The 24,859-nt window shown below is 34.0% G+C and carries 23 protein-coding genes and 1 other annotated feature; all 23 genes read left to right on the forward strand.

The window, feature by feature from the left end; all coding sequences use genetic code 11:
• Positions 1–34 precede the first annotated feature (34 nt).
• Positions 35–1,990, forward strand: a complete 1,956-nt coding sequence (locus IEV35_RS14420; RefSeq protein ID WP_188385369.1) for a stage V sporulation protein D — start codon at positions 35–37, stop codon at positions 1,988–1,990.
• 133 nt (positions 1,991–2,123) lie between these two features.
• Positions 2,124–3,599 (forward strand): UDP-N-acetylmuramoyl-L-alanyl-D-glutamate--2,6-diaminopimelate ligase, encoded by a 1,476-nt coding sequence (locus IEV35_RS14425; RefSeq protein ID WP_229740759.1) that lies wholly within the window; start codon positions 2,124–2,126, stop codon positions 3,597–3,599.
• A 1-nt stretch (position 3,600) separates the two neighbouring features.
• Positions 3,601–4,956 carry a UDP-N-acetylmuramoyl-tripeptide--D-alanyl-D-alanine ligase gene (locus tag IEV35_RS14430; protein ID WP_188385371.1) on the forward strand — a complete coding sequence of 452 codons (1,356 nt, stop codon included), beginning with the start codon at positions 3,601–3,603 and terminating at the stop codon, positions 4,954–4,956.
• A gap of 166 nt (positions 4,957–5,122) precedes the next feature.
• Positions 5,123–6,109 carry a phospho-N-acetylmuramoyl-pentapeptide-transferase gene (mraY, locus tag IEV35_RS14435; protein WP_188385372.1) on the forward strand — a complete coding sequence of 329 codons (987 nt, stop codon included), beginning with the start codon at positions 5,123–5,125 and terminating at the stop codon, positions 6,107–6,109.
• Positions 6,106–7,455: a UDP-N-acetylmuramoyl-L-alanine--D-glutamate ligase gene (gene murD, locus IEV35_RS14440; protein ID WP_188385373.1), complete on the forward strand. Its 1,350-nt coding sequence runs from the start codon at positions 6,106–6,108 to the stop codon at positions 7,453–7,455. The genes mraY and murD overlap by 4 nt, the downstream gene beginning before the upstream one ends.
• Before the next feature lie 78 nt (positions 7,456–7,533).
• Positions 7,534–8,646, forward strand: coding sequence for a stage V sporulation protein E (spoVE, locus tag IEV35_RS14445; protein WP_188385374.1), 1,113 nt, complete (start codon positions 7,534–7,536; stop codon positions 8,644–8,646).
• 168 nt (positions 8,647–8,814) lie between these two features.
• Positions 8,815–9,621, forward strand: coding sequence for a cell division protein FtsQ/DivIB (locus IEV35_RS14450; RefSeq protein WP_188385375.1), 807 nt, complete (start codon positions 8,815–8,817; stop codon positions 9,619–9,621).
• Between the two features lie 213 nt (positions 9,622–9,834).
• Positions 9,835–11,115 (forward strand): cell division protein FtsA, encoded by a 1,281-nt coding sequence (ftsA, locus tag IEV35_RS14455; RefSeq protein WP_188385376.1) that lies wholly within the window; start codon positions 9,835–9,837, stop codon positions 11,113–11,115.
• Positions 11,116–11,180: 65 nt separating this feature from the next.
• Positions 11,181–12,314 (forward strand): cell division protein FtsZ, encoded by a 1,134-nt coding sequence (gene ftsZ, locus IEV35_RS14460; RefSeq protein ID WP_188385377.1) that lies wholly within the window; start codon positions 11,181–11,183, stop codon positions 12,312–12,314.
• A 295-nt stretch (positions 12,315–12,609) separates the two neighbouring features.
• Positions 12,610–13,530, forward strand: a complete 921-nt coding sequence (spoIIGA, locus tag IEV35_RS14465; RefSeq protein WP_188385378.1) for a sigma-E processing peptidase SpoIIGA — start codon at positions 12,610–12,612, stop codon at positions 13,528–13,530.
• A 90-nt stretch (positions 13,531–13,620) separates the two neighbouring features.
• Positions 13,621–14,340, forward strand: coding sequence for an RNA polymerase sporulation sigma factor SigE (sigE, locus tag IEV35_RS14470; protein WP_188385379.1), 720 nt, complete (start codon positions 13,621–13,623; stop codon positions 14,338–14,340).
• A 120-nt stretch (positions 14,341–14,460) separates the two neighbouring features.
• A complete protein-coding gene (sigG, locus tag IEV35_RS14475) occupies positions 14,461–15,240 on the forward strand; it encodes an RNA polymerase sporulation sigma factor SigG (RefSeq protein ID WP_188385380.1) in 780 nt (259 codons plus the stop codon).
• 147 nt (positions 15,241–15,387) lie between these two features.
• Positions 15,388–15,645, forward strand: coding sequence for a YlmC/YmxH family sporulation protein (locus IEV35_RS14480; RefSeq protein WP_188385381.1), 258 nt, complete (start codon positions 15,388–15,390; stop codon positions 15,643–15,645).
• A 24-nt stretch (positions 15,646–15,669) separates the two neighbouring features.
• Positions 15,670–16,479 (forward strand): peptidoglycan editing factor PgeF, encoded by an 810-nt coding sequence (pgeF, locus tag IEV35_RS14485; RefSeq protein WP_188385382.1) that lies wholly within the window; start codon positions 15,670–15,672, stop codon positions 16,477–16,479.
• Positions 16,480–16,505: 26 nt separating this feature from the next.
• Positions 16,506–17,183, forward strand: coding sequence for a YggS family pyridoxal phosphate-dependent enzyme (locus IEV35_RS14490; protein ID WP_188385383.1), 678 nt, complete (start codon positions 16,506–16,508; stop codon positions 17,181–17,183).
• Positions 17,184–17,193: 10 nt separating this feature from the next.
• On the forward strand, positions 17,194–17,613 hold the full coding sequence (locus IEV35_RS14495; protein WP_188385384.1) for a cell division protein SepF: 420 nt from the start codon (positions 17,194–17,196) through the stop codon (positions 17,611–17,613).
• Positions 17,614–17,635: 22 nt separating this feature from the next.
• A complete protein-coding gene (locus IEV35_RS14500; protein ID WP_188385385.1) occupies positions 17,636–17,920 on the forward strand; it encodes a YggT family protein in 285 nt (94 codons plus the stop codon).
• 8 nt (positions 17,921–17,928) lie between these two features.
• On the forward strand, positions 17,929–18,708 hold the full coding sequence (locus IEV35_RS14505; RefSeq protein ID WP_188385386.1) for a YlmH family RNA-binding protein: 780 nt from the start codon (positions 17,929–17,931) through the stop codon (positions 18,706–18,708).
• A gap of 222 nt (positions 18,709–18,930) precedes the next feature.
• Positions 18,931–19,434, forward strand: coding sequence for a DivIVA domain-containing protein (locus IEV35_RS14510; RefSeq protein ID WP_188385387.1), 504 nt, complete (start codon positions 18,931–18,933; stop codon positions 19,432–19,434).
• Positions 19,435–19,489: 55 nt separating this feature from the next.
• Positions 19,490–19,714 (forward strand) — a binding site (T-box leader).
• Positions 19,715–19,821: 107 nt separating this feature from the next.
• Positions 19,822–22,578 carry an isoleucine--tRNA ligase gene (ileS, locus tag IEV35_RS14515; RefSeq protein WP_188385388.1) on the forward strand — a complete coding sequence of 919 codons (2,757 nt, stop codon included), beginning with the start codon at positions 19,822–19,824 and terminating at the stop codon, positions 22,576–22,578.
• Between the two features lie 171 nt (positions 22,579–22,749).
• On the forward strand, positions 22,750–23,217 hold the full coding sequence (lspA, locus tag IEV35_RS14520) for a signal peptidase II (RefSeq protein ID WP_188385389.1): 468 nt from the start codon (positions 22,750–22,752) through the stop codon (positions 23,215–23,217).
• Positions 23,218–24,126: an RluA family pseudouridine synthase gene (locus IEV35_RS14525; RefSeq protein ID WP_188385390.1), complete on the forward strand. Its 909-nt coding sequence runs from the start codon at positions 23,218–23,220 to the stop codon at positions 24,124–24,126.
• A gap of 163 nt (positions 24,127–24,289) precedes the next feature.
• On the forward strand, positions 24,290–24,832 hold the full coding sequence (gene pyrR, locus IEV35_RS14530) for a bifunctional pyr operon transcriptional regulator/uracil phosphoribosyltransferase PyrR (RefSeq protein WP_188385391.1): 543 nt from the start codon (positions 24,290–24,292) through the stop codon (positions 24,830–24,832).
• Positions 24,833–24,859: the final 27 nt, after the last annotated feature.

The raw sequence follows: 24,859 nt of genomic DNA on the forward strand, positions 1-24,859 counted from the left end.
TGATACAAGCCTACCTATGTAAAGGAGATGGAAGATGAAACGTGTATCAACTGTTACAGTTAGAAAACGATTAGTCGCTGTTTTTCTTTTTGGAATTATCGTCTTTGGGATTATTGTATTTCGCTTAGGCTATGTTCAGTTTATTCTAGGTGATCAATTGATGGTAAAGGCAGACGAATCATGGAGCCGAAATATAAAGTTTCAACCTGAGAGGGGTAATATTTTGGACGTTAATGGGACAATCCTAGCTGAAAATGTAACAGCCCCATCCATTGTACTCGTGCCTAGACAAATAAAAGATCCAGAGAAAACAGCACAACAACTTGCTGAGATTCTAGGCATCACAAAAGAGAAGGCATATGAATATGTTACTAAATCGGAGATGTCTGTAAATATTCATCCAGAAGGAAGGAAAATTTCAGAAGAGCAAGAGAAGGCAATAAGAACTTTAAATATAGAAGGAGTTTACTTAGCTAAAGATTCTATTAGACATTATCCATTTGGTGATGATTTATCACATGTGTTAGGGTTTGCTGGTATTGATAATCAGGGATTAATGGGTTTAGAGCTATATTATGATGATATGTTGAATGGGAATGAAGGAAGTTTATCTTTTTATTCAGACGCGAAAGGGCGCAGATTAACCCAACTTGCAGATGTTTATACGCCCCCGAAAGATGGTTATAACTTAGTAACTACAATTGATTCTAGAATTCAAACAATAATGGAACGTGAGCTTGACTTAGCAGTAGCAAAATATAATCCAGACGGTGCACTAGCGATAGCGGTCGATCCTAAAACCGGCGGAGTATTAGGAATGACAACAAGACCTAATTTTAATCCGGAAAATTACCAAGAGGTAGACCCTGAAATATATAACCGTAATCTTCCAATTTGGAGTACGTATGAACCGGGTTCAACGTTTAAGATAATAACTTTAGCAGCTGCCCTTGAAGAAAAACAAGTAGATTTATTGGAAGACCATTTTCATGACCATGGCCATGTCGAAGTTGGTGGTGCAAGACTTCGCTGTTGGAAAAAAGGTGGACATGGGGAGCAGACTTTTTTAGAAGTTGTCCAGAATTCATGTAACCCAGGTTTTGTGCATATGGGGGAAGAACTTGGAAAAGAAAAATTATTTAGTTACATTAAAGAGTTTGGGTTTGGTTCAGAAACAGGGATTGATTTGCAAGGAGAAGGAACTGGGATTCTATTTAAACCTGAAAATGTTGGACCAGTAGAATTGGCAACAACTGCATTTGGTCAAGGTGTGTCTGTAACTCCTATTCAACAAGTGATGGCGGTGTCAGCAGCAATTAATGGAGGTTATTTATATGAACCATTTATTGCAAAACAATGGGTTGACCCACGAACAAATGAAGTAGTCTCGACAAAAGAACCAAAAGTAAAAAATAGAGTTATATCTGAAGCTACTTCAAAGGAAATTCGAAATGCACTGGAAAGTGTTGTCGCAAAAGGAACAGGTAGGCCGGCATATGTTGAAGGGTATCGAGTGGGTGGTAAAACTGGTACTGCACAAAAAGTTGGACCGAATGGTGGCTATTTGCAAAATAATCATATTGTATCCTTTATAGGCTTTGCACCTGCTGACGATCCAGAAATTGTTGTTTATGTTGCTGTTGATAATCCGAAAGGTGTGCAACAATTTGGAGGTACTGTCGCAGCACCAATTGTCGGGAATATTATTGGTGACAGTCTACCAGTTATGGGAGTTGAACCAAGAAAAGATGGATTAGAAAAAGAGTACTTGTGGCCGGAACAGCCAAAAGTGGAAGTCCCAGATTTAATTGGTATGGAAAAAAATGAATTAATGCAAATGATGACCGATCTATCCATTGAAACAAGTGGCGATGGAGATATTATTATTGATCAAGATCCTGTTGCTGGTACAAAAGTTGAACCTGGATCTAAAGTTAGAATATATTTATCAAAGAAAAATGAAAATACAAAAGAAAAACGTTCAGAATAGAAAACTATTTTGATATAATAAATTGGATGTGATTGCATTTTAATAGTGGGTGTACCTAGAAATGGTATGCCCACCCTCGAAAAATGTAATTATAAAGAGAATAATATTATGTTGGAGAAAGGAAGATGTCTTTGTGAAATTAAAGGAAATTCTTTCTTTTCATCCATTTTCTAAACAATTCTCTACACTATATGATATAGAAATTAATGAAATTAAAATGGACTCTCGAGAGATTACAAATGGGGATTTATTTGTATGCATTAATGGGTTTACGGTCGATGGACATGATTATGTAGATGAAGCGATCGAAAACGGTGCAGTAGCAATTGTTGCAGAAAAAGAGATTAAAGTAAATGTACCAGTAATTGTAGTGGAGGACACTATTCGATTTCTAGCTATGGCTGCAAGTGTTTATTATCATTTTCCTACGAATCAAGTACCATTAATTGGAGTAACTGGGACAAATGGAAAAACGACCATTACTTATTTGCTTGATAAAATCTACAATAAAAATGGAAAGAGAACTGGTATCATAGGGACCATCCAGATGAAAATTGATGATGATATTTATCCAATTGATAACACCACACCAGATACTTTGTTTTTACAACGAATGATTCGCAAGATGGTAAACGAGAAAGTGGATCAAGTTATTATGGAAGTATCTTCTCATGCACTGGACCAAGGTAGAGTATATGGATGTGATTATAATATTGCAGTTTTTACAAATTTAACTCAAGATCACTTAGACTATCATTCATCTATGGATGATTATTTGCGTGCTAAGAGCTTGCTATTTGCTCAATTAGGGAATGAATATCATTCTGCGAAGAAGAAATTTGCTATCATTAACAAAGACGATCCAGCAAGTGATCGATTACTACGTTCAACAGCACAATCTGTAGTTACGTATGGTATTGACAATAAGGCTATGGTAATGGCTAAATCTATAACTCTAACACCATCAGGAACCAAGTTTTTACTTTGTAGCCCAGTTGGGAATACTGTTATCCATAGTAAATTAATTGGGAAATTTAATGTATCTAATATGTTAGCTGCAAGTGCAGCGGCATTATCAGATGGTATACCGTTACCAGTAATTAAAGATGCGTTGGAAACAATAACAGGCATAGATGGTAGATTTGAATTAGTAACGCATAACCATTTATTTTCTGTTATTGTTGATTATGCTCATACACCTGACTCATTAGAGAATGTACTTACAACTATTCGTGAGTTTGCTAAAAAGAAAGTATTTGTTGTTGTCGGCTGTGGTGGAGACAGAGACCGGACAAAAAGACCATTGATGGCTAATATTGCTTTAACCTACGCAGATAAGGCAATTTTCACATCTGATAACCCTCGGACGGAAGATCCAAAAGTGATAATTGATGATATGATTCAAGGATTAGATAATTTGAAAGAAAAATATCAAGTTATTATTGATCGTAAAAACGCAATTAATTACGCAATTCAGCAAGCTACCGAAGGTGATATTATATTAATTGCAGGAAAAGGCCATGAAACATATCAGCAAATTGGCCATACGAAGTATCATTTTGATGATAGAGAAATTGCAAAGGAAGCACTAGACAATAAGGAGATATAATATGTTATTTACTGTGAATTGGCTGAACAAAATTTTCCCTAATGTAAAAGGAGAAGTAACGGATAAAAAGATTGACAGTATCTTAACCGACAGTAGGAAAAAAGCTAAAGATTCTTTATTCATTCCGATTGTCGGTGAAAACTTTGATAGTCATGAATTTATCAATCAAGCATACGAAAATGGTGCGATAGCGACACTATGGGAAAAAGGAAGAAAGGAACCAGAAGGATTACCAGAAAGTTTTCTTGTTTTTTATGTAGATGATACGATAAAGGCATTACAATTTCTAGCTAATGCTTATCGTCATGAAATAAATCCTACAGTAATAGGTATTACAGGTTCAAATGGTAAAACAACAACAAAGGATATTGTTGCATCCATTGCTAAAGAGCAATATAAAACTCATTTTACTAATGGGAATCTAAATAATGAACTCGGTTTACCATTTACTATTCTATCCATGCCGCGCGAGACAGAAGTGTTAGTTTTGGAAATGGGTATGAGTAGTTTTGGAGAAATTGAACTATTATCCAATATTGCAAAGCCAGACTATGCTGTAATTACAAATATTGGGGAGTCTCATATTGAGTATTTAGGTTCACGTGAAGGAATTGCTAAAGCGAAATTAGAAATTATAACTGGATTAAGTAATACAGGTAAACTAATTATTGATGGAGATGAATCATTACTTAATCATGTTCATCAACAAGATAATGTAGTAAAAGTAGGATTTAGTTCAAAAAATGATTTCGTTATTTCAAATGTTGAAATCTTGCATCATAAAACAACGTTTACTGGATCTGATGGAGAAGACTATACTGTATCTTTACTTGGCTCCCATCATGCAAAAAATAGTGGTTATGGTATTATAATTGGGAAGTTGCTCGGAATACCTAAAGAAAAAGTTAAGAAAGCTTTAGAAACATTACAATTAACTGGGATGCGATTTGAACTATTAAAAGGGAGGAATGATGTCTCTTTAATAAATGACGCCTATAATGCATCTCCAACCTCTATGATGGCTGCTGTTGAAGTTGTAAAACAAATGGATGGTTTCGAGACAAAAGTAGTTGTCTTAGGGGATATATATGAATTAGGTGATCAATCTAAAAAATTACATGCAAATGTAGCAAACGTAATTAATGAACAAATTTCAGTTCTTTATACTGTTGGAAACGATTCGAAGGCTATCTCAGATGCAGTTAAGGGAAAGTTTCCTAATATGACGGTTAAACATATAGAGAATAAGGAAGATGTTCCAAACGAATTACAAGATTATTTAAACAATCAAACCTTGATCTTATTTAAGGGTTCTAGGGGAATGGAATTAGAAACAGTCATTAGACAATTACAATAATGTGGAGCTAAATCTAGAGGGTGCTCCCCTCTAGATTATAAGCTAACTTTGATTTGGTCTGAAATATAAAATGAAAATTGACTATTTAAATTCTATACAACTTTCTAGAGAAAACTATTATAAGAACAATAATATTTTGGACGGTTTGTATTGGAGGAGGATATATATGAATATTACTAGTTTAATTATAACAATAGCGATAGCATTTCTTGTTACCGTCCTTTTGTCACCAATTTTAATTCCGTTTTTAAGACGTTTAAAGTTTGGACAAAGTATACGAGAAGAAGGACCGAAATCTCATCTGAAGAAATCAGGAACGCCTACAATGGGTGGAGTAATGATAATAGGTAGTATTGTCATAACTTCGATTATTATGGCTAGTAAGCTTGTAAATGGATCAATAGGCTATGAATTATGGCTATTATTGTTCGTATTATTAGGTTATGGATTATTAGGATTTTTAGATGATTTTATAAAAGTTGCTTTAAAAAGAAATCTCGGATTAACTTCTAAACAGAAATTACTTGGTCAACTTGTAATTGCAATTATTATTTTTATCATACTAAAGAATCAAGGATTCCCAACATACATTCAAATCCCAGGAACAGACATTCAATGGGATTTAGGAATTGGATATGCATTACTAATCATATTTATGCTAGTAGGGGGATCGAATGCTGTAAATTTAACTGATGGCCTAGATGGTTTGCTAGCAGGGACTGCTGCCATCGCCTTTGGAGCATTTGGTATCCTTGCATGGTATGGTACACCTCAAGTTGAGGTTGCTATTTTTTCATTAGCGGTTGTAGGTGCTTTATTAGGATTTTTAGTATTTAATGCTCATCCAGCAAAAGTGTTCATGGGGGATACTGGTTCATTAGCACTTGGTGGTGCGATAGCCACAGTAGCCATATTAACTAAGTTAGAAATTTTACTCGTAATTATAGGTGGGGTGTTTGTAATGGAGACTCTATCTGTAATTATCCAAGTTATATCATTTAAAACTACCGGTAAGAGGGTATTTAAAATGAGTCCATTACATCATCACTATGAGTTAGTTGGTTGGTCTGAGTGGCGTGTAGTAACTACTTTTTGGACTGTAGGACTTATTTTTGCTGCTCTTGGTATATACATTGAGGTGTGGCTAAGTTGAATAAATTAGATGATTTTCCTTATTCTCATGTGCTTGTCTTAGGACTTGCAAAAAGTGGAACTGCTGCAGCAAAAATTCTACTTGAAAATAATAAAAACGTTCGTATCAATGATTTAAAAGCGTCCGAAGATGATGAAGAAGTTTTATATTTGCGTGGTCTAGGAGCAGAAGTTGTCGTAGGATCACATCCACTAGAAGTTCTAGATGATATCGATTTAATTGTAAAAAATCCTGGAATTCCATATGAAAATTTTATCTTAATTGAAGCGATGAAAAGGGATATTCCAATTATTACAGAAATTGAATTAGCTAGTAAATTAACTTCTGCTGATATTATTGGAATAACAGGTTCCAATGGGAAAACAACAACTACAACATTAATATACGAGATGATAAAACAGAGCAACCTTTCTGTCCAACTTGCAGGAAACATTGGAATTGTTGCAACAGAAGTAGCCAGAGAATTAAAGGAAGATGAAAAGATGGTTGTCGAACTTTCATCGTTCCAACTAATGGGTATTGAAAGTTTTAGACCAAAAGTAGCAGTGTTATTAAACCTATCTGAGGCCCATCTTGATTATCATAAGACTGTTGATAATTACTACCAAGCAAAAGCTAATATTTTTCTTAATCAACAGCAAGATGATTACTTAATCTACAATGCTGAAGACGAACATGTTACGAAGCTTATCCAGACAGCGAAATCATTAAAAATACCGTTTTCTATTACGAGTAAACAAAAAGATGGTGCATGGGCTGATAGTAAATCAATTTATTTTAAAGAAGAGAAAATTATGGATCTAGATGATATCGTATTAGTAGGATCCCATAATCTAGAAAATATTCTGGCTGCTGTTAGTGCTGCAAAATTAACCGGTGCAAATAATGAAGGGATTTACAAGGTTTTGTCCACTTTTACAGGGGTTTCCCATCGTTTACAATTTGTTGCTACTGTTAATGAACGTTCTTTTTATAATGATTCAAAAGCAACGAATATTTTAGCTACACAAAAAGCATTATCTTCATTTCATCAGCCGACAATACTACTTGCTGGTGGATTAGATCGTGGGAATGAATTTGATGATTTAGTTCCTTATTTAAATCATGTTAAAAGTATGGTTGTGTTTGGTGAAACAGCTGAAAAATTAAAAACAATTGGGAAGAAAGCAGGCATTAATTCTGTTATAGAAGCAGAGAATGTAACTGATGCAGTATACAAAGCATATGACACTTCACTTCCAGGTGATGTTATATTATTATCCCCTGCATGTGCTAGTTGGGATCAATATAAGACTTTTGAAGAAAGAGGAGACATGTTTGTACAGGCCGTGCATACAATAAAGTAGGGGCTTGTAATGTAGAAGATTACTAAATTAATATAGATTAACGCCCCTAATTTACTGTTGTAAGAAGGGGTGTTTTTTTTGTTTAACAAGCAAGCTTCCTTAAAGGACAAGCCAGATTATTTTTTATTTACGATAATAATTATGTTATTACTTATAGGGATCGTAATGGTTTATAGTTCTTCATATATATGGGCGGAGTATAAATATGCAGATTCACTATACTTTGTGAAACGACAGCTGCTTTTTGCGGGTGTTGGAGTAGTAGGGATGTTATTTTTTATGTACATACCTTATAGCAATTGGGCCAAGTACTCCAAAATAATCTTATTTGTTTGTTTTAGCTTGCTACTACTAGTATTAATTCCAGGTGTTGGATTAACGCGTGGTGGAGCCCAAAGTTGGATCGGTGTAGGAGCGTTTAGTATCCAGCCATCTGAGTTTATGAAGTTAGGACTAATCATTTTTTTATCTGTTTACTTATCAACAAATCAAAAGTATATAACATCATTTCGAAAAGGGTTTCTACCTGCACTACTGCTTATTTTTACGGCTTTCGGATTAATTATGCTACAACCAGATTTAGGAACGGGTATGGTGCTAGTATTAACATGTATGATTATGATTTTTGTTTCAGGAGCAAGGATATCTCATTTTGTAGGATTAGGGTTGTTAGGGATAGTTGGGTTTGTATTTTTAATTGCTTCTGCTCCATATCGGATAAGTAGAATTACTGCTTTTCTTAACCCTTGGGAAGATCCGCTTGGTGATGGATTTCAAATTATCCAATCTTTATACGCTATTGGACCAGGTGGATTAATGGGTGTTGGGTTAGGTAATAGTTTACAGAAGTATTTTTATTTACCTGAACCACAGACAGATTTTATTTTTGCGATATTGGGAGAAGAATTAGGCTTTATTGGTGGTACATTACTATTACTTTTATTTGTTTTGTTATTTTGGCGAGGCATTCGGGTTGCCATTGAAGCAGCTGATTTATTTGGTCGGTTCCTAGCACTTGGTATTGTGTCTATGTTAACCGTACAAGTGATGATAAATATAAGTGTTGTAATTGGGTTGATACCGGTTACAGGTATAACATTACCATTCTTGAGCTATGGTGGTTCGTCACTAACATTAACTTTATGTTCGGTCGGAATATTACTAAATATTAGTAAGAGTAGTAGAATCTAGTAATCTCTAATAAAAATGTGTTAAATTTGGTAAAAATTAATCATTAAACATTTTGCTTGTGTACTATATGTTTTTGTGCATGATATGGTATAATTAAAAATAACTCAGTTGAAACGGCATCTGGTATGCCGTTTTACTATGTGAATTTTTTAAAAAGGAAGAAATAGAATGACGAAAGAAAAAATTGTTTCGATAGAGGATCGAATTCCTAAATTGAAACAAGCCCGCAAAAAAAAGGCGAATAGACGTCTCATTTTCTATTTATCTATTTTTTTCTTCTTAATATCTATCATTGTCTATCTTCAATCACCACTAAGTCATGTGAAATCTATTATTGTAAATGGTAACTCATTCTATGAAGATGAAGAACTTATCAATCGATCTGGCCTTCATCAAAATACAAACATTTGGACAATCAAGAAGGAAGAAATTGTACAAGCTCTCGAAGAAGTTCCGATAATTGATACTGTTGAAATTGAAACAAAATTACCTTCTACAGTAGCAATTCATATTACGGAACATAAGCGAATTGGTTACATAAAAAAAGGTCAAGCGTATTATCCAATACTAGCAAATGGCAGTTTGTTTACTGAAAGTAGTAAAGAATATCTAGATGGAGATGCGCCATTACTAGTTAATTTCACAGACGAAGAGAAGTTGATTGAAATCTCTAAGGAACTTTCAAAACTCCCAAAAGGAATATTTAACATTATTTCTGAACTTCACTGGAATCCTACGGAAAAGAATCAAAATACAATAACTCTTTACATGAGCGATGGTAATATGGTTGAATCTTCTATCCGTGATTTCTCAGAAAAAATGACAGTATATCCCTCTATTGCAGCTCAATTAGATCCAAGTAAGGAAGGGATTATCCACATAGGAATTGGAGCTTATTTTAAACCGTTCAATGAAGAGATGACAGAAGAAGAACTAGAAGCATCGTACAATCAAGAAAATGAAGACATTGAATAGTCATTTTATTAGTATCTAAATCGGTGTTTTTACCGTTACTACTAAGCTAAATGTGATATTTGTAAAGAAATAACTAATATATATTTCTTTTTTCTAAAAAATCCTTTAAAATAGTAGATTATAGTATAGTAATAGATAGTTAGAGAAAATAATATTGTGCATAAAGAAAATTTATCATTTTCTTCGATGCTTTTGAAATTGGAGGTGCCTTTGTTGAACAACAATGACATACTTGTCAGTCTTGATATAGGTACGACAAAAATTAAAGTAATTATTGGTGAAGTATTAAATGATTCCTTAAACATTATTGGTGTTGGAACAGCAAAATCAAATGGCATGAAAAAAGGTGCTATCGTTGACATAGATCAAACAGTACATTCTATACGTAGTGCGGTTGAACAGGCAGAGCGTATGGTAGGTATGCAAATTGATAGTGTAGTAGTTGGAATTAGTGGAAATCATATTCAACTTCAGCCATGTCATGGTGTTGTAGCTGTTCAAAGTGAAAATCGTGAAATTACAAATGAAGATGTTAAACGTGTAATCGATGGGGCACAAGTAATTTCAATTCCTCCTGAAAGAGAAATTATTGATGTCATTCCTAAGCAATTTATTGTGGATGGCCTAGACGAGATTACTGACCCTCGAGGGATGATTGGTGTCCGACTAGAAATGGAAGGTACAATCATTACTTGTTCGAAAACTGTATTACATAATATTTTAAAATGTGTAGAGCGAGCTAACTTGAATGTCACTGATATTTGTCTACAGCCCCTAGCTTCAGGTACAGTTGCTTTATCAAAAGATGAAAAAGAACTTGGAGTTGCATTAATTGACGTTGGTGGCGGCTGTACAACGGTATCCATCTTTGAAAATGACCATATCGTTTCAACAAGTGTTGTCCCTTTAGGAGGGGACAATATTACTAAGGACCTATCTATTGGGCTTCGTACAACAACGGAAGAAGCAGAAGATATTAAATTAAATCATGGTCATGCTTTTTATAATGATGCACAGGAAGATGAAGTTTTTGAGGCGTCTACAATAGGTAGCAATGCGAAACAGACGTTTAATCAACTTCAAATTGCAGATATGATTGAAGCAAGGCTTGAAGAAATTTATGCTTATGCAGAAAGAGAAATCCGCAGAATGGGTTACCATGAATTACCAGGTGGATATGTTCTGACTGGTGGCACGATGAAAATGCCTGGTGCTTTAGAACTTGCTAGAGATGTTTTTCAAGCTAATGTGAGAAATGCTATACCAGATTATATTGGTGTTAGAGAGTCTCAATTTACTGCAGGAGTTGGAATATTACAATTCGCTTATCATAATGCTAAAATTCAAGGCAAGGAATTTTCTCCTGCAATAACCGCAACAATGGAAGAACAAAAGCCTAAACGGATAAAAAAACAACCAACAAAAACTACTGGAACTGAAAAAGATAAAAAAGAATCTGGAATTGCTAATTTATTCAAGTATTTCTTCGATTAATCAGCGTTCCCACTCGGAAAATTAGCTTCTAGAAATCTTGTATTTTGCATATAGGAGGAACGAAAATGTTAGAGTTTGATACGAGTATTGACCAATTAGCTACTATAAAAGTTATTGGTGTTGGTGGCGGTGGAAATAACGCTGTCAACCGGATGATTGAGCATGGAGTTGAGGGTGTAGAATTTATTGCTGCAAATACGGATGCCCAAGCATTAAATTTATCAAAAGCTGAAACAAAGATTCAGATTGGCGGTAAACTTACGAGAGGATTAGGTGCAGGTGCTAATCCAGAAGTAGGAAAAAAAGCTGCTGAAGAAAGTAAAGAGCAACTTGAAGAAATTCTTCAAGGTGCAGATATGATTTTTGTTACTGCTGGTATGGGTGGTGGAACTGGTACTGGAGCTGCACCAGTAATCGCTCAAATTGCAAAAGACTTAGGTGCACTTACTGTAGGTGTTGTAACACGTCCATTCTCATTCGAAGGACGCAGAAGATCTACTCAAGCAATCTCAGGCATTGAAGCATTAAAAAATAGTGTAGATACACTAATCGTCATCCCGAATGATCGCTTATTAGAGATTGTTGACAAAAACACGCCAATGCTTGAAGCATTTAGAGAAGCAGATAATGTTTTACGACAAGGTGTACAAGGTATCTCTGATCTAATTGCGAAGCCAGGACTAATTAATGTTGACTTTGCCGATGTTAAAACAATTATGTTTAATAAAGGTTCCGCATTAATGGGTATTGGAGTAGCAACAGGTGAAAATCGTGCTACTGAGGCTGCAAAAAAAGCTATTTCTTCTCCTTTATTGGAAACTTCAATCGATGGTGCTCATGGTATCTTGATGAATATTACTGGTGGTACAAACTTGAGTCTATACGAAGTACAAGAAGCAGCTGATTTAGTGACGAATGCTGCCGATGAAGAAGTGAACGTAATCTTTGGTTCCGTTATTAATGAAGATTTAAAAGATGAAATTGTCGTAACGGTAATTGCTACTGGTTTTGACGAAAGTAAAAAGGTAGAACAACCAACTGCAAGACGCCCTGTTGTTGGACATACTCAACATGCTGCAACAAGAGTAAATGAAGATATTAATACTAGAGAACAACACACACAAACTTCTCGCCCTAAACAAGAAGAAGATATTTTAGATATACCAACATTTTTAAGAAATAGAAATCGCAATCGTTAAGAGAACATATAAAAACGTATAGTCGAAAGTAGACTGTACGTTTTTTTGTTTGCTTATGTTTTATTCTTTAATTAAACTTTCTACTATTACCTTTTTTCCTTCTAATTTTTCCTCGACATAACTAGTTGAAATTAGCATATTTTTGCATACAAGAAGTGACAGACTTCGCTTGATAACTAGTATATACTTCATTTTATAGTTTATATCAGTTCTAACAATTACTTACATAGCAAGGAGTGAATTCCTTCCATGCATATAAATACAGATTTGCAATGTACTAGAAAGGAAGAATAGAATGACTATCTACCTTGATGCAGTATGGGTGTTGAACTTTCTTCTTGATTTCATGCTATTAATGTTAACACAAGCCCTATGTAGAGAAGCTACATCAAAAAGTAGATTGATATTTGGTGCTTTCTTTGCATCATTAATTGTCCCGCTAACTTTATATTTTCCAAACTCATACTTAACAACTGTAATTGGTAAGTTAATATATTCTATTCTCATTATCCTTATAACATTCCGCTTTAAAACAGTAAACCGGATGTTAAAACAATGGTTCATCTTTTATTTTGTTTCATTTGCCATCGGAGGTGGGTTATTTGCACTACATTACTTGCTACAGAATCCAATTGCCCTATCACCTGTAGGATTTTTATCTTTTAACACAGGTTATGGTGATCCGATAAGTTGGGTATTTGTTGTAATTGGATTTCCGATTGTATTTTGGTTTACGAAGAATCGTATGGACAAGCACGCAATAGAAAAGATTCGATACAACGAAATATATAACGTTAACATTACAATTAATAACCAAAGTTACTCTACAACAGGATACATTGATAGTGGTAATCAGTTAGTTGACCCTTTAACGAAACGGCCTGTTGTTATCTGTGATGAGGAATTTTTACAACAATGGTTTACTAGCAAGGAATGGCAGAGTTTAAAACAGGCCTATAATCACTTTAATATTGATGACATCCCTACTAATTGGGTGGACTTAATTCAAATAGTTCCTTTTCAAGGGGTGGAGGGGAAAAGTAATTTCTTGTTTAGCATTAAACCAGATAAAATAGAAATTTTCTATGGCGAACAAAGAATTATCTCTACAAAAATATTAATCGGAATACAGTTTGCTGAGTTAACAAAGGACAATCGATATCACTGTCTCCTTCATCCACAAATTATTCAACTAGCAACAATACACTCAGCTTAATGGAAAACGATTCACATATGGTACGTTCAAAACTATATTTTCAAAATACTTAACTATATTAATTAGCTGTCTAAAAAAGGAGCGATAGGAATGAAAAAAATGATGTTAAAAATAAAAGTTTGGTGGTATAAGTTACTAATAAAATTAGGAATAAAATCGGATGAGATTTATTATATTGGTGGAAGTGAAGCTCTACCACCCCCTTTATCAAAAGAAGAAGAAAGTAAACTATTAGTACTTCTAACAAAAGGGGATAGTGCTGCAAGATCGGTATTGATTGAAAGAAATTTAAGATTAGTAGTGTATATTGCACGTAAATTTGAAAATACAGGAATTAATATTGAAGATTTGATAAGTATAGGTACAATAGGTTTAATTAAAGCTGTTAATACATTTAACCCAGAAAAGAAAATTAAACTTGCTACATATGCATCGAGATGTATTGAGAATGAAATATTAATGTATTTGAGAAGAAATAATAAATTAAAATCAGAGATCTCATTTGATGAACCATTGAACATTGATTGGGATGGTAACGAACTATTATTATCAGATGTTTTAGGTACAGAGGAAGACATCATTACAAAAAACTTAGAAACAAAAGTAGATAAGCATCTATTACAAAATGCATTATCCCAACTTAATGCTCGGGAAAAACAGATAATGGAGCTTCGATTTGGATTAGTTGGAGAAGAAGAAAAAACGCAAAAAGACGTTGCAGATATGTTAGGAATATCGCAATCTTACATTTCTCGCTTAGAGAAGAAAATAATTCGTCGATTAAAAAAAGAATTTAATAAAATGGTGTAGCATGTATTTAAATAGCTTTTTAATAAATATTACTCCTTAAATTCCTAATGAGTGTTGCATAAATTTTTCCTTCCTAGGAGATACTGACCATGAACAGCATCTCCAATGGGAGGGTATAGAATGACTAGACATAAAGTAGTAATATGTGGTGTCGATACATCAAAATTACCCGTTTTAACAAATGAAGAAATGCGGGAATTATTTGTAAGAATGCAAGGTGGCGATATATCTGCAAGAGAAGAATTAGTAAATGGAAATTTACGATTAGTATTAAGTGTTATTCAACGATTTAACAATCGAGGAGAATATGTAGATGACCTATTTCAAGTCGGTTGTATTGGACTAATGAAATCCATTGATAATTTTGATTTAAGCCATAATGTTAGATTTTCCACCTATGCAGTACCGATGATTATTGGTGAAATACGTAGGTATTTACGTGACAATAATCCAATTCGAGTATCACGTTCGTTAAGGGATATTGCATATAAGGCATTGCAAGTAAGAGAAAAATTAATAAATAAAACTTCGAAAGAGCCTACACCAGCAGAAATTGCCAAAGAGATGGGTGTTCCGCATTCTGATGTTGTGTTTGCAATGGATGCTATTCAAGATCCAGTATCATTATTCGAACCGATATATAATGATGGTGGAGACCCTATATATGTAGTAGATCAAATTAGTGATGATAAGGATAAAGATGATTCCTGGGTTGACAAGTTGTCTTTAAAAGAAGGAATGGTTCGACTAAATGAAAGGGAAAAAATGATTTTGAATAAGCGTTTTTTCCAAGGGAAAACACAAATGGAAGTTGCAGATGAAATTGGAATTTCACAGGCTCAAGTTTCAAGACTTGAAAAAGCAGCAATTAGCCAAATGAATAAGCAGATGTTTGAATAGCAAGAAAGAGAATAGGCATAGAATGCTTATTCTCTTTCTTTTTGCCCTTTGAAAGGATAACATGGTTAGGAAATTTTGATTTAAACTGGTCTGAATTATCCTTAATAGATAAGCATATATATGGATAATAAGGGTAGGTGAGCCGTAATGATATTATTATCAGAATTACAAGTGAAAGAAGTAATCGTTGTTAATGATGGTAGGAGACTTGGTCACATCTCTGATTTAGAGATTGATCCAGACCGTGGCAGAATTATTGCGCTCGTTATTTATGGCAAAGATAAAAAAGGTGGTTTTTTTGGAAAACCAGAGGAATTAATGATATATTGGGAGCAAATTGTAACAATTGGATCAGATGTAATTTTAGTAAAAGATGTAGATGGACCTAAATTATATATTGAATAGACCAATTCGTAGGAGGAACAATCGTTGGAGGATATTTTACAGTTGAATGTAAATGATTTACTTCTAATTAATAAGTGGAAAGAGTTAAATCCCAATTTACAAGTTGGATTTACCACTAGAAATGGTGGGAATAGTAAAGGTGATTTTGAATCGAATAACTTTGGACTGCATGTTTCTGATGATTATAAAGATGTTATTGCAAATCGAAGAAAATTAGCAGAAACGTTGACTATTCCATTAGATAAGTGGGTTGCAGCAGAGCAAATACATAGTAATAAAGTGTATCATGTTCATGTGGCTGATGCTGGAAGAGGTTCGATAACAATTGATTCTTCTATTAAAGGAATTGATGGATTAATTACGAAAGAAAAAGGAATACTCTGTACAGCATTTTTTGCTGATTGTGTCCCACTATTTTTCTTTGATCCCCATACAGAATATATTGGTATTGCACATGCTGGTTGGCAAGGAAGTGTGAAAAGAATAGCTGAGGAAATGACAAAACAATTTGTAAAACTTGGCTCTAATCTAGAGGATATCCTTGTTGTTGTAGGACCTTGCATAACTTATTCCAATTATGAAATTGATCATTTTGTCTTTGAGCAAATTCCTGATGATTTTCGAAATCAAGTAACGGAACCAACGAATAATAATCATTATTTATTAGATTTAAAACAGCTAAATGTCGAAATCCTTGTACAATCTGGTATAATTCGTAGTAATATAGATGTAACAAAATATTGCACGTTTAGAGATAATAATCTTTTTTTCTCTCACCGAAGAGATAATGGTAAAACTGGTCGAATGTTAGGTTTTATTGGTTATTGTTGTTAAACTGTAAGGAGGAGAAATACGTAATAATGGATGTCTCAACAAATTTGGCAGAAATTAATGCTATTATTGAAGAATCTTGTCAAAAAGTAAATCGTCAACCTGATGAAATTACCATTATTGCAGTAACGAAATATGTTACAATTGATAGAACAAAGGAAGTAATTGATGCTGGGATTGTTAATCTTGGGGAAAATCGTCAAGAAGGATTTATGGAAAAATACAATTCTTTTAAGGAACAAGTAAACTGGCATTTTATTGGTAGTCTTCAGACGAGAAAGGTAAAAGATATTATTGAAAAGGTAGATTTTATACATTCTTTGGACAGACTGTCATTAGCTAAGGAAATTAACAAACGTACAACTAAAACGGTTGGCTGCTTTGTACAAGTAAATGTTAGTGGTGAGGAGTCCAAACACGGTTTGGATCCTAAAAATGTACTTTCTTTTATCGAAGAAGTAGCCGTATATACAAACATTCGTATTGTTGGACTAATGACTATGGCACCGTACACTGATAATAAGCAATTAATACATAATGTTTTCCGTGAGTTACGAGAATTGAGAGATACAGTTAAAGCAAAACAATTCAATCATGCACCTTGTGAGTATTTATCCATGGGGATGAGTAATGACTTTGATATTGCAATAGAAGAGGGTGCAACCCATATTAGAATCGGCTCAAAATTAGTTGGGTCTAACAAATGAGGTGGAGTGAATGAGTATAAAAAACAAGTTGAAAACTTTGTTTGCAATGGATGATGACTATGAATATGAATATGTTGAAGAAGTCGAAGAGTCAGAAACTAAGTTGAAACCATTAACTAATAATAACACGACTACTAATAACGTAATCAATCTAAAAAGTGTTAAAACTGCCTCATCAAAAGTCGTTCTATGTGAGCCAAGAACATATGAAGAAGCCCAGCAAATAGCTGATAATATTGTGAATAAACGTGCTGTTGTTATTAATTTACAACGAGTTGAAACAAACGAAGCAAAGAGGATTGTTGACTTCCTAAGTGGAACTGTATATGCAGTAAACGGTGTTATCCAACGACTCGGATCACAAACATTTTTATGTGCTCCTGACAATGTGGATGTATCAGGCAACATTTCCGAATCATATGAAGATTAAGTAAAGGACGGGTTTAAAATTCATGGTGTTATATACAATATTTGAAATTCTCACGAACGTATTACGAATATACAGTTTTGGATTAATTATTTATATTTTTATGTCTTGGTTTCCTGGAGCAAGAGAATCCTCTTTTGGAGAGATACTCTCAAAACTTTATGAACCATATCTAGAACCATTCCGAAAATTTATACCTCCACTTGGCATGATCGATATTTCTCCAATTGTTGCTATTTTAGTGTTGCAGTTGGCAAGTAGAGGGTTATGGGCTGTTTTTGAAATGTTGGCTAGATTAATTTACGGGTGATGTAATACATGGATATTTATCAACATTTCCGTAAAGAGGAACATGAATTCATTGATCAAGTACTTTCATGGAAAGAACAGGTGGAACGGTCCTTTCAAACGAAACTCACTGATTTTTTAGATCCTCGAGAACAGCAAATTATTGAGATGTTAATTGGTAAATCACACGATGAAGTCCAGTTTCAATTATTTGGTGGTGGAAATTATACGGAACGAAAGAGAGCCATCATTGCTCAGTTCTATGAAGAAATTTCGGATATAGATTTTAATCTTGCAGTAGTTCAAGCTACGTATCATGAGAAATTTATCTCGCTTACTCATCGGGATGTTTTAGGTGCCTTTTTATCTTTAGGGATTCAACGTAAAAAAATGGGAGATATCTTTGTTGGGGATGGAATAATACAAATTGTCGTTGACAAAGATATTGCTACCTATGTCATGATGAATTTAACTGCGATAAAAAGAGCATCTATTAAATGGGAAGAGGTCCCAACGAATACGTTTATAAATAAAGAATCCGTATGGGCTTTTTCTGATAAAGTAGTCTCTTCATTACGCCTAGATACAATAATACGAGAGATTTATCATATTTCACGTAAAGAAGCCCAAGGATATATTGAAAAAGGGCTTGTTAAAGTAAACTATCGACTAGTAGAAGATAGTAAGTTTATTCTTAGAGAAGGAGATTTAATTTCCTTACGAGGTAAAGGTAGAAGTAAGTTAATAAGTATCAACGGTCAAACGAAGAAAGAAAAAACTAGAATAACAACGGCTTTACTACAAATTTAGGAAGAGGGACTACATTTTGATTTATAATAGATATCATGATGAGTCCTTTTTTTATATAAAAATATACTTTCCATACGATGCAAAACATGATAACTTTTATATTATAATTAAGGAATTTATCTATTTTTGCAGGAATTTCATATTTTTTGTTGAATTTTATTGGTATACTGATAAGAGAACTTATATCTATTTATATTAAGGAATATTAGGGAGGTTAATAATATGGCGTTAACACCATTAGATATACACAACAAAGAATTTACGAAAGCTTTTCGTGGGTATGATGAAGATGAAGTAAATGAGTTTTTAGATCAAGTTATTAAAGATTATGAAATGGTAATTCGTGAGAAAAAAGAGTTAAAAGAAAAAATTGAACAAATGAATGAAAAACTAAGTCATTTTACCAATATTGAAACAACGTTAAATAAGTCTATCTTAATTGCACAAGAGACAGCAGAAGAATTAAAAGGAAATGCTACGAAGGAATCAAAATTAATTATTAAAGAAGCAGAAAAGAATGCCGATCGAATAATTAACGAGGCATTAAGTAAATCTCGTAAGATATCTATGGAAGTGGAAGAATTAAAGAAACAAGCAAAAGTGTTTCGAACTCGTTTAAAAATGCTAGTGGAAGCACAACTAGAATTAATCGGTTCAGATGACTGGGATGAAGTGTTTGATGTTGATATGGAGAGAGAATTTGAATTAGCAAACCAAGAGTCTTAATCTTGACGTTTTGTTAAAAATTACATATAATGCATACACAGATACGTAAAATAATTTAAATACGATGATAGAGACAGTATAAAAATAGTTGCTTTTCAAGCGAATTGGGAATTGGTGTGAGCCCAGTATAGCACATTTTTAGAATATCACTCTTGAGTATCCGATTCGAAAATATTTAGTAGGGTTGGACGTCTTATTCACGTTACGAATATCGAGTGAATTTGGAATTTTTTTATTCTGAATTTATAAGGGTGGTACCGCGAGTCTTCTCGTCCCTTTTGGGATCTGAGAGGATTTTTTTATTTCTTAATGTTTACTGTTTTCAAAAAAATTGATAATAGTTGAACCCAATTACTATAACGAATGTTAAACAAGGAGGAAAATATAGTGGATTATAAAGAAACATTACTAATGCCGAAAACAGCTTTTCCAATGCGTGGAAATTTGCCAAACAAAGAACCAGAACGACAAATAAAATGGGAAGAAAATAACCTATATGAAAAATCGTTAGAAAGAACAAAAGGCCGTCCATTATTTATCTTGCATGATGGACCACCATATGCAAATGGAGACCTTCATATTGGGCATGCGATGAATAAAGTACTAAAAGACTTTATTACACGTTATAAATCTATGTCAGGATTTCACGCACCGTATGTTCCTGGATGGGATACACATGGATTACCAATTGAAGCAGCTTTAACTAAAAATAAAAAAGTGGATCGAAAAAAACTTACTACTGCTGAATTTAGAAAATTATGTGCAGAATACGCCATGAAACAAGTAGATAACCAACGTACCCAGTTTAAACAATTAGGTGTACGAGGCGACTGGGATAACCCTTATTTAACACTTGCGAAAGAATACGAAGCTGAACAAATTCGTGTGTTTGGCGAAATGGCCAAGAGAGGGTATATCTATAAAGGATTAAAACCAGTATATTGGTCTCCGTCTTCTGAATCAGCTTTAGCTGAAGCGGAAATTGAATATTATGATAAACGTTCTGCATCTATTTATGTTGCTTTCGATGTAGTAGATGGAAAAGGGGTATTGGACCAAGGAGATAAAATTGTTATCTGGACTACTACTCCGTGGACTATACCAGCTAATATGGGTATTAGTGTACACCCAGATATTAATTATGTGTTAGTGGAAGTTAATGACGATAAATTCGTAGTAGCAGAAGCACTGCTTGAAAACTTAACTGGTGAACTAGAATGGGAAAATCCAACAGTTGTCAAAACATTTAAAGGAAATGAATTAGAACGTGCAACTGCTAAACATCCATTCTATGACCGCGAATCACTAGTCATGCTAGGGGAACACGTAACAACTGATGCCGGTACTGGATGTGTTCACACAGCACCTGGTCATGGGGAAGACGACTTCTTCATTTCCAATCAATATGGTTTAGAAACTATTTCACCAGTAGATGATAAAGGTGTATTTACTAGTGAAGCACCTGGTTTTGAAGGTATGTTTTATGATGATGCTAACAAAGTTGTGACAGAAAAACTATCAGAGTCCGGTGCATTATTGAAGATGTCCTTTATCACTCACTCTTATCCACATGATTGGAGAACGAAGAAACCAACGATTTTCCGTGCAACTGCACAATGGTTCGCTTCAATTAAGGACTTTAGAGAAAATATCTTAAATGAAATTAAGGAAGTTAAATGGTATCCTGCTTGGGGAGAAACTAGATTATATAATATGGTTCGAGACCGTGAGGATTGGTGTATTTCTCGTCAACGTACGTGGGGAGTCCCTATTCCTGTATTTTATGGTGAAGATGGTACGCCGATCATTACAGACGAAACAATTGAACATGTAGCTAATCTATTCGCTGAGCATGGTTCTAATGTATGGTTTGAAAGGGAAGCAAAAGATTTATTACCTGAAGGATTTACATCTGAACATAGTCCGAATGGCAAATTTACAAAAGAAATGGATATTATGGATGTTTGGTTTGATTCTGGTTCTTCACATGCAGGAGTATTATTAAATCGTGAAGATCACAGAAGACCTGCCGATGTGTATTTAGAAGGAAGCGACCAATATCGTGGTTGGTTTAACTCTTCACTATCGACGGCTGTTGCAGTGACTGGTAAAGCACCGTATAAATCAATTGTAAGTCATGGCTTCACACTTGATGGAAACGGACGAAAAATGAGTAAATCATTAGGAAATGTAATCGTACCATCTAAAGTGTTGAAACAGTTAGGTGCAGATATTTTACGACTTTGGGTTGCTTCTGTGGATTATCAAGCGGATGTTCGCATTTCAGATGATATTTTAAAACAAACATCAGAAAGTTATCGTAAAATTCGTAACACTTTCCGTTTTATGCTTGCGAATCTTGCTGACTTTAATCCAGAAACAGACCGTGTACCAGAGGCTAAAATGGAAGAAGTAGACCGCTTCATGCTTCACCGTCTACAAAGATTAGTTAAAGAAACTCGTGAAAGTTATGAAAGATATGAGTTTTCACCGATTTTCCATAAGATTCATAATTTCTGTGCAGATGATTTGAGCTCTTTCTATTTAGACTTTGCTAAAGATATTTTATATATTGAAGCTAGTGATAATCATCGTCGTCGTAGTATTCAAACAGGATATTATGAAATCTTAACAACACTTGTAAAATTATTAACACCAATTATTCCACATACTGCTGACGAAGTTTGGGAGTACATTCCAGGGGTTAAAGAGGAAAGCCCACAATTAACAGATATTCCTGAACCACGTGAGGTAGAAGGATTTACTGGTTTAGAAGATAAGTGGGAACACTTTATGGCAGTACGTAATGATGTCTTAAAAGCATTAGAGGAAGCTCGTAATGAGAAGATTATTGGTAAATCTTTAGAAGCGAAAGTTACGTTAGTAGCAAAAGATAAAGAAACAAAAGAAGTTTTAAATACGATTGATCATGTTCACCAATTATTAATTGTATCTGAAGCAAAAGTTTTAGATGAAGCTCCAAATACAAGTGAATACCGTTATGTGGATGTATTAGTTGAAAAACATCCAGGTGAAAAATGTGATAGATGTTGGGTTGCATCTGATACAGTTGGAGAAATTGAGAAACATCCAACATTATGCTCACGCTGTGCGGAAGTTGTAGAAGAACATTATCAAGGGTAATTATTGATGTAGGAGTACAAATCGTTTGATTTTGTACTCCTTTTATCATGTCTATTTCAAATAATATAATCCTATTAATAATTGAATTTTGACTGGATTAGTTATAAGATTAACTAAGGATTTTATCTAGACTTTAAGACCAACAAGTAGTTTATATCGGAGGCTAAGGGAATGTATCGTTACTATCTTATTGCGATTGTTTTGATTGCACTTGATCAATTTACAAAATATTTAGTAGTAAAAAACATGGAATTATATGAACAAATTCCAGTCATCGAAGGATTCTTTTATTTAACTTCACATAGGAATAGTGGAGCGGCATGGGGAATACTAGAAGGAAGAATGGGGTTCTTTTATTTAATAACGGTAATCGTTATCGCAGGTGTTCTTTATTATTTACATAAATATGGAAAACAAAATAAATTGTTTGCTGTAGCTCTTGGTTTTATTTTAGGTGGGGCTATAGGCAACTTTATTGACCGCCTATTACATCAAGAGGTTGTAGACTTTTTTGATTTTATTATTTTTGGTTATGATTTTCCAATTTTTAATATTGCAGACTCCGCATTAACCATTGGAGTAATTTTAGTTATTATTGCTACTTTTTTAGATGAGAAGCAACAGAAAGGAAAGGCATAAATGACTCAACAGCATATTGTTACGGAAACAGAAGGTAAAAAAAGAGTCGACAAATTGTTGTCGGATATAAATCAAGAGACATCTCGTTCACAAGTGCAAGGATGGATTACAAAAAATCTAGTTAAAGTTAATGGTGAAGTTGTTAAAGCAAACTATAAGTGTCAAGTAGGGGATATTGTAACTTGGCAATTACCAGAAGTAGAACAACTTGACATCAACCCCGAAAATATTCCGTTAGATATCGTTTTTGAAGATAAAGATGTATTAGTTGTCAATAAGCCAAAGGGAATGGTCGTACACCCTTCTGCTGGTCATTCTTCTGGTACATTAGTTAATGCGTTATTATATCATTGTAAGGATCTTTCAGGAATTAACGGCATCGAGCGACCAGGGATAGTTCATCGAATTGATAAAGATACTAGTGGTTTGTTAGTAGTCGCAAAAAGTGATAAAGCACATATAAGTTTAGCGGAACAACTTGCCAATAAGGATGTAGAGCGTAAATACGAAGCGGTAGTTCATGGTGAAATTAATCATGACACTGGCATGATTGATGCACCAATTGGTAGAGATCCAAATGATAGACAACGAATGAGTGTTGTTGACAATGGCAAACATGCCGTTACCCATTTTCAAGTTTTACAACGTTTTAATGATTTCACCCATGTTGAATGTCAACTTGAAACTGGTCGTACCCATCAAATTCGTGTTCATATGCGTTATATTGGTTTTCCATTAGTTGGGGATCCTAAATATGGCCCGAGAAAAACAATGGACACGAACGGACAAGTACTACACGCTAAAGTATTAGGATTTCGCCATCCAATTACAGATGAATGGTTACGTTTTGAAGTAGAACCACCTAGTTATTTTCAAGAATTATTATTACAGTTCGAACAAATGTATTGACAGATTTAACGATTATTGAAATAATATAAAAAATGAATATGCACCTTTAAATATAGTCCAGAGAGGCTAAAAAGGGTACGTTGAATTTGTTGAGATATGTGGTATGTATTCTTAACCCCTTTTTCCTTTTGGAAAAGGGGTTTTTTATGTGGGGGTAGTAAAATTGCAGAAAAAAACGGATATATTAGATGAAAAAGCTATTAATCGAGCATTAACTAGGATTGCGCATGAAATACTTGAAAAAAATAAAGGTGGAGAAGAAATCGTAATTGTAGGGATTAAAACTAGAGGAGTACCACTTGCTAATCGAATTCAAGAAAAAATTGAGAAAATAGAAGGGTTAAAAGTTCCTATTGGTGAATTGGATATTACTTTATATCGTGATGATTTACAAAAAGCGGTAGAAAGTAATGAACCAGAACTGAAAGAAACGAATATTCCGACTGATATTACAAATAAAAAAGTAGTTCTCGTTGATGATGTTCTCTATACTGGAAGAACTGTTAGGGCAGCAATGGATGCTGTGATGGATATCGGGAGACCTTCCCAAATCCAACTTGCCGTGTTAGTTGATCGAGGGCATAGAGAATTACCAATTCGTGCTGATTATGTTGGGAAAAATATACCTACGTCCGAACAGGAAGTAATCGTTGTTCAATTGAATGAAGTCGATAAGGAAGAACTTGTTTCGATATATGAAAACTAAAAAAATGTATAAGACCTTTAATTAAAT

This window comes from Ornithinibacillus halotolerans (assembly GCF_014637405.1).
Lineage (GTDB): Bacteria > Bacillota > Bacilli > Bacillales > Amphibacillaceae > Ornithinibacillus > Ornithinibacillus halotolerans.

Excerpts from the sequence above, each read along its gene's own strand:
- ftsZ (WP_188385377.1), top strand. The coding sequence starts at position 11,181 with ATGTTAGAGTTTGATACGAGTATTGACCAATTAGCTACTATAAAAGTT.
- mraY (WP_188385372.1), top strand. The coding sequence starts at position 5,123 with ATGAATATTACTAGTTTAATTATAACAATAGCGATAGCATTTCTTGTT.
- IEV35_RS14500 (WP_188385385.1), top strand. The coding sequence starts at position 17,636 with ATGGTGTTATATACAATATTTGAAATTCTCACGAACGTATTACGAATA.
- IEV35_RS14495 (WP_188385384.1), top strand. The coding sequence starts at position 17,194 with ATGAGTATAAAAAACAAGTTGAAAACTTTGTTTGCAATGGATGATGAC.
- IEV35_RS14450 (WP_188385375.1), top strand. The coding sequence starts at position 8,815 with ATGACGAAAGAAAAAATTGTTTCGATAGAGGATCGAATTCCTAAATTG.
- sigG (WP_188385380.1), top strand. The coding sequence starts at position 14,461 with ATGACTAGACATAAAGTAGTAATATGTGGTGTCGATACATCAAAATTA.
- IEV35_RS14420 (WP_188385369.1), top strand. The coding sequence starts at position 35 with ATGAAACGTGTATCAACTGTTACAGTTAGAAAACGATTAGTCGCTGTT.
- IEV35_RS14480 (WP_188385381.1), top strand. The coding sequence starts at position 15,388 with ATGATATTATTATCAGAATTACAAGTGAAAGAAGTAATCGTTGTTAAT.
- IEV35_RS14525 (WP_188385390.1), top strand. The coding sequence starts at position 23,218 with ATGACTCAACAGCATATTGTTACGGAAACAGAAGGTAAAAAAAGAGTC.
- IEV35_RS14430 (WP_188385371.1), top strand. The coding sequence starts at position 3,601 with ATGTTATTTACTGTGAATTGGCTGAACAAAATTTTCCCTAATGTAAAA.
- IEV35_RS14510 (WP_188385387.1), top strand. The coding sequence starts at position 18,931 with ATGGCGTTAACACCATTAGATATACACAACAAAGAATTTACGAAAGCT.
- spoIIGA (WP_188385378.1), top strand. The coding sequence starts at position 12,610 with ATGACTATCTACCTTGATGCAGTATGGGTGTTGAACTTTCTTCTTGAT.
- lspA (WP_188385389.1), top strand. The coding sequence starts at position 22,750 with ATGTATCGTTACTATCTTATTGCGATTGTTTTGATTGCACTTGATCAA.
- sigE (WP_188385379.1), top strand. The coding sequence starts at position 13,621 with ATGAAAAAAATGATGTTAAAAATAAAAGTTTGGTGGTATAAGTTACTA.
- IEV35_RS14490 (WP_188385383.1), top strand. The coding sequence starts at position 16,506 with ATGGATGTCTCAACAAATTTGGCAGAAATTAATGCTATTATTGAAGAA.
- IEV35_RS14505 (WP_188385386.1), top strand. The coding sequence starts at position 17,929 with ATGGATATTTATCAACATTTCCGTAAAGAGGAACATGAATTCATTGAT.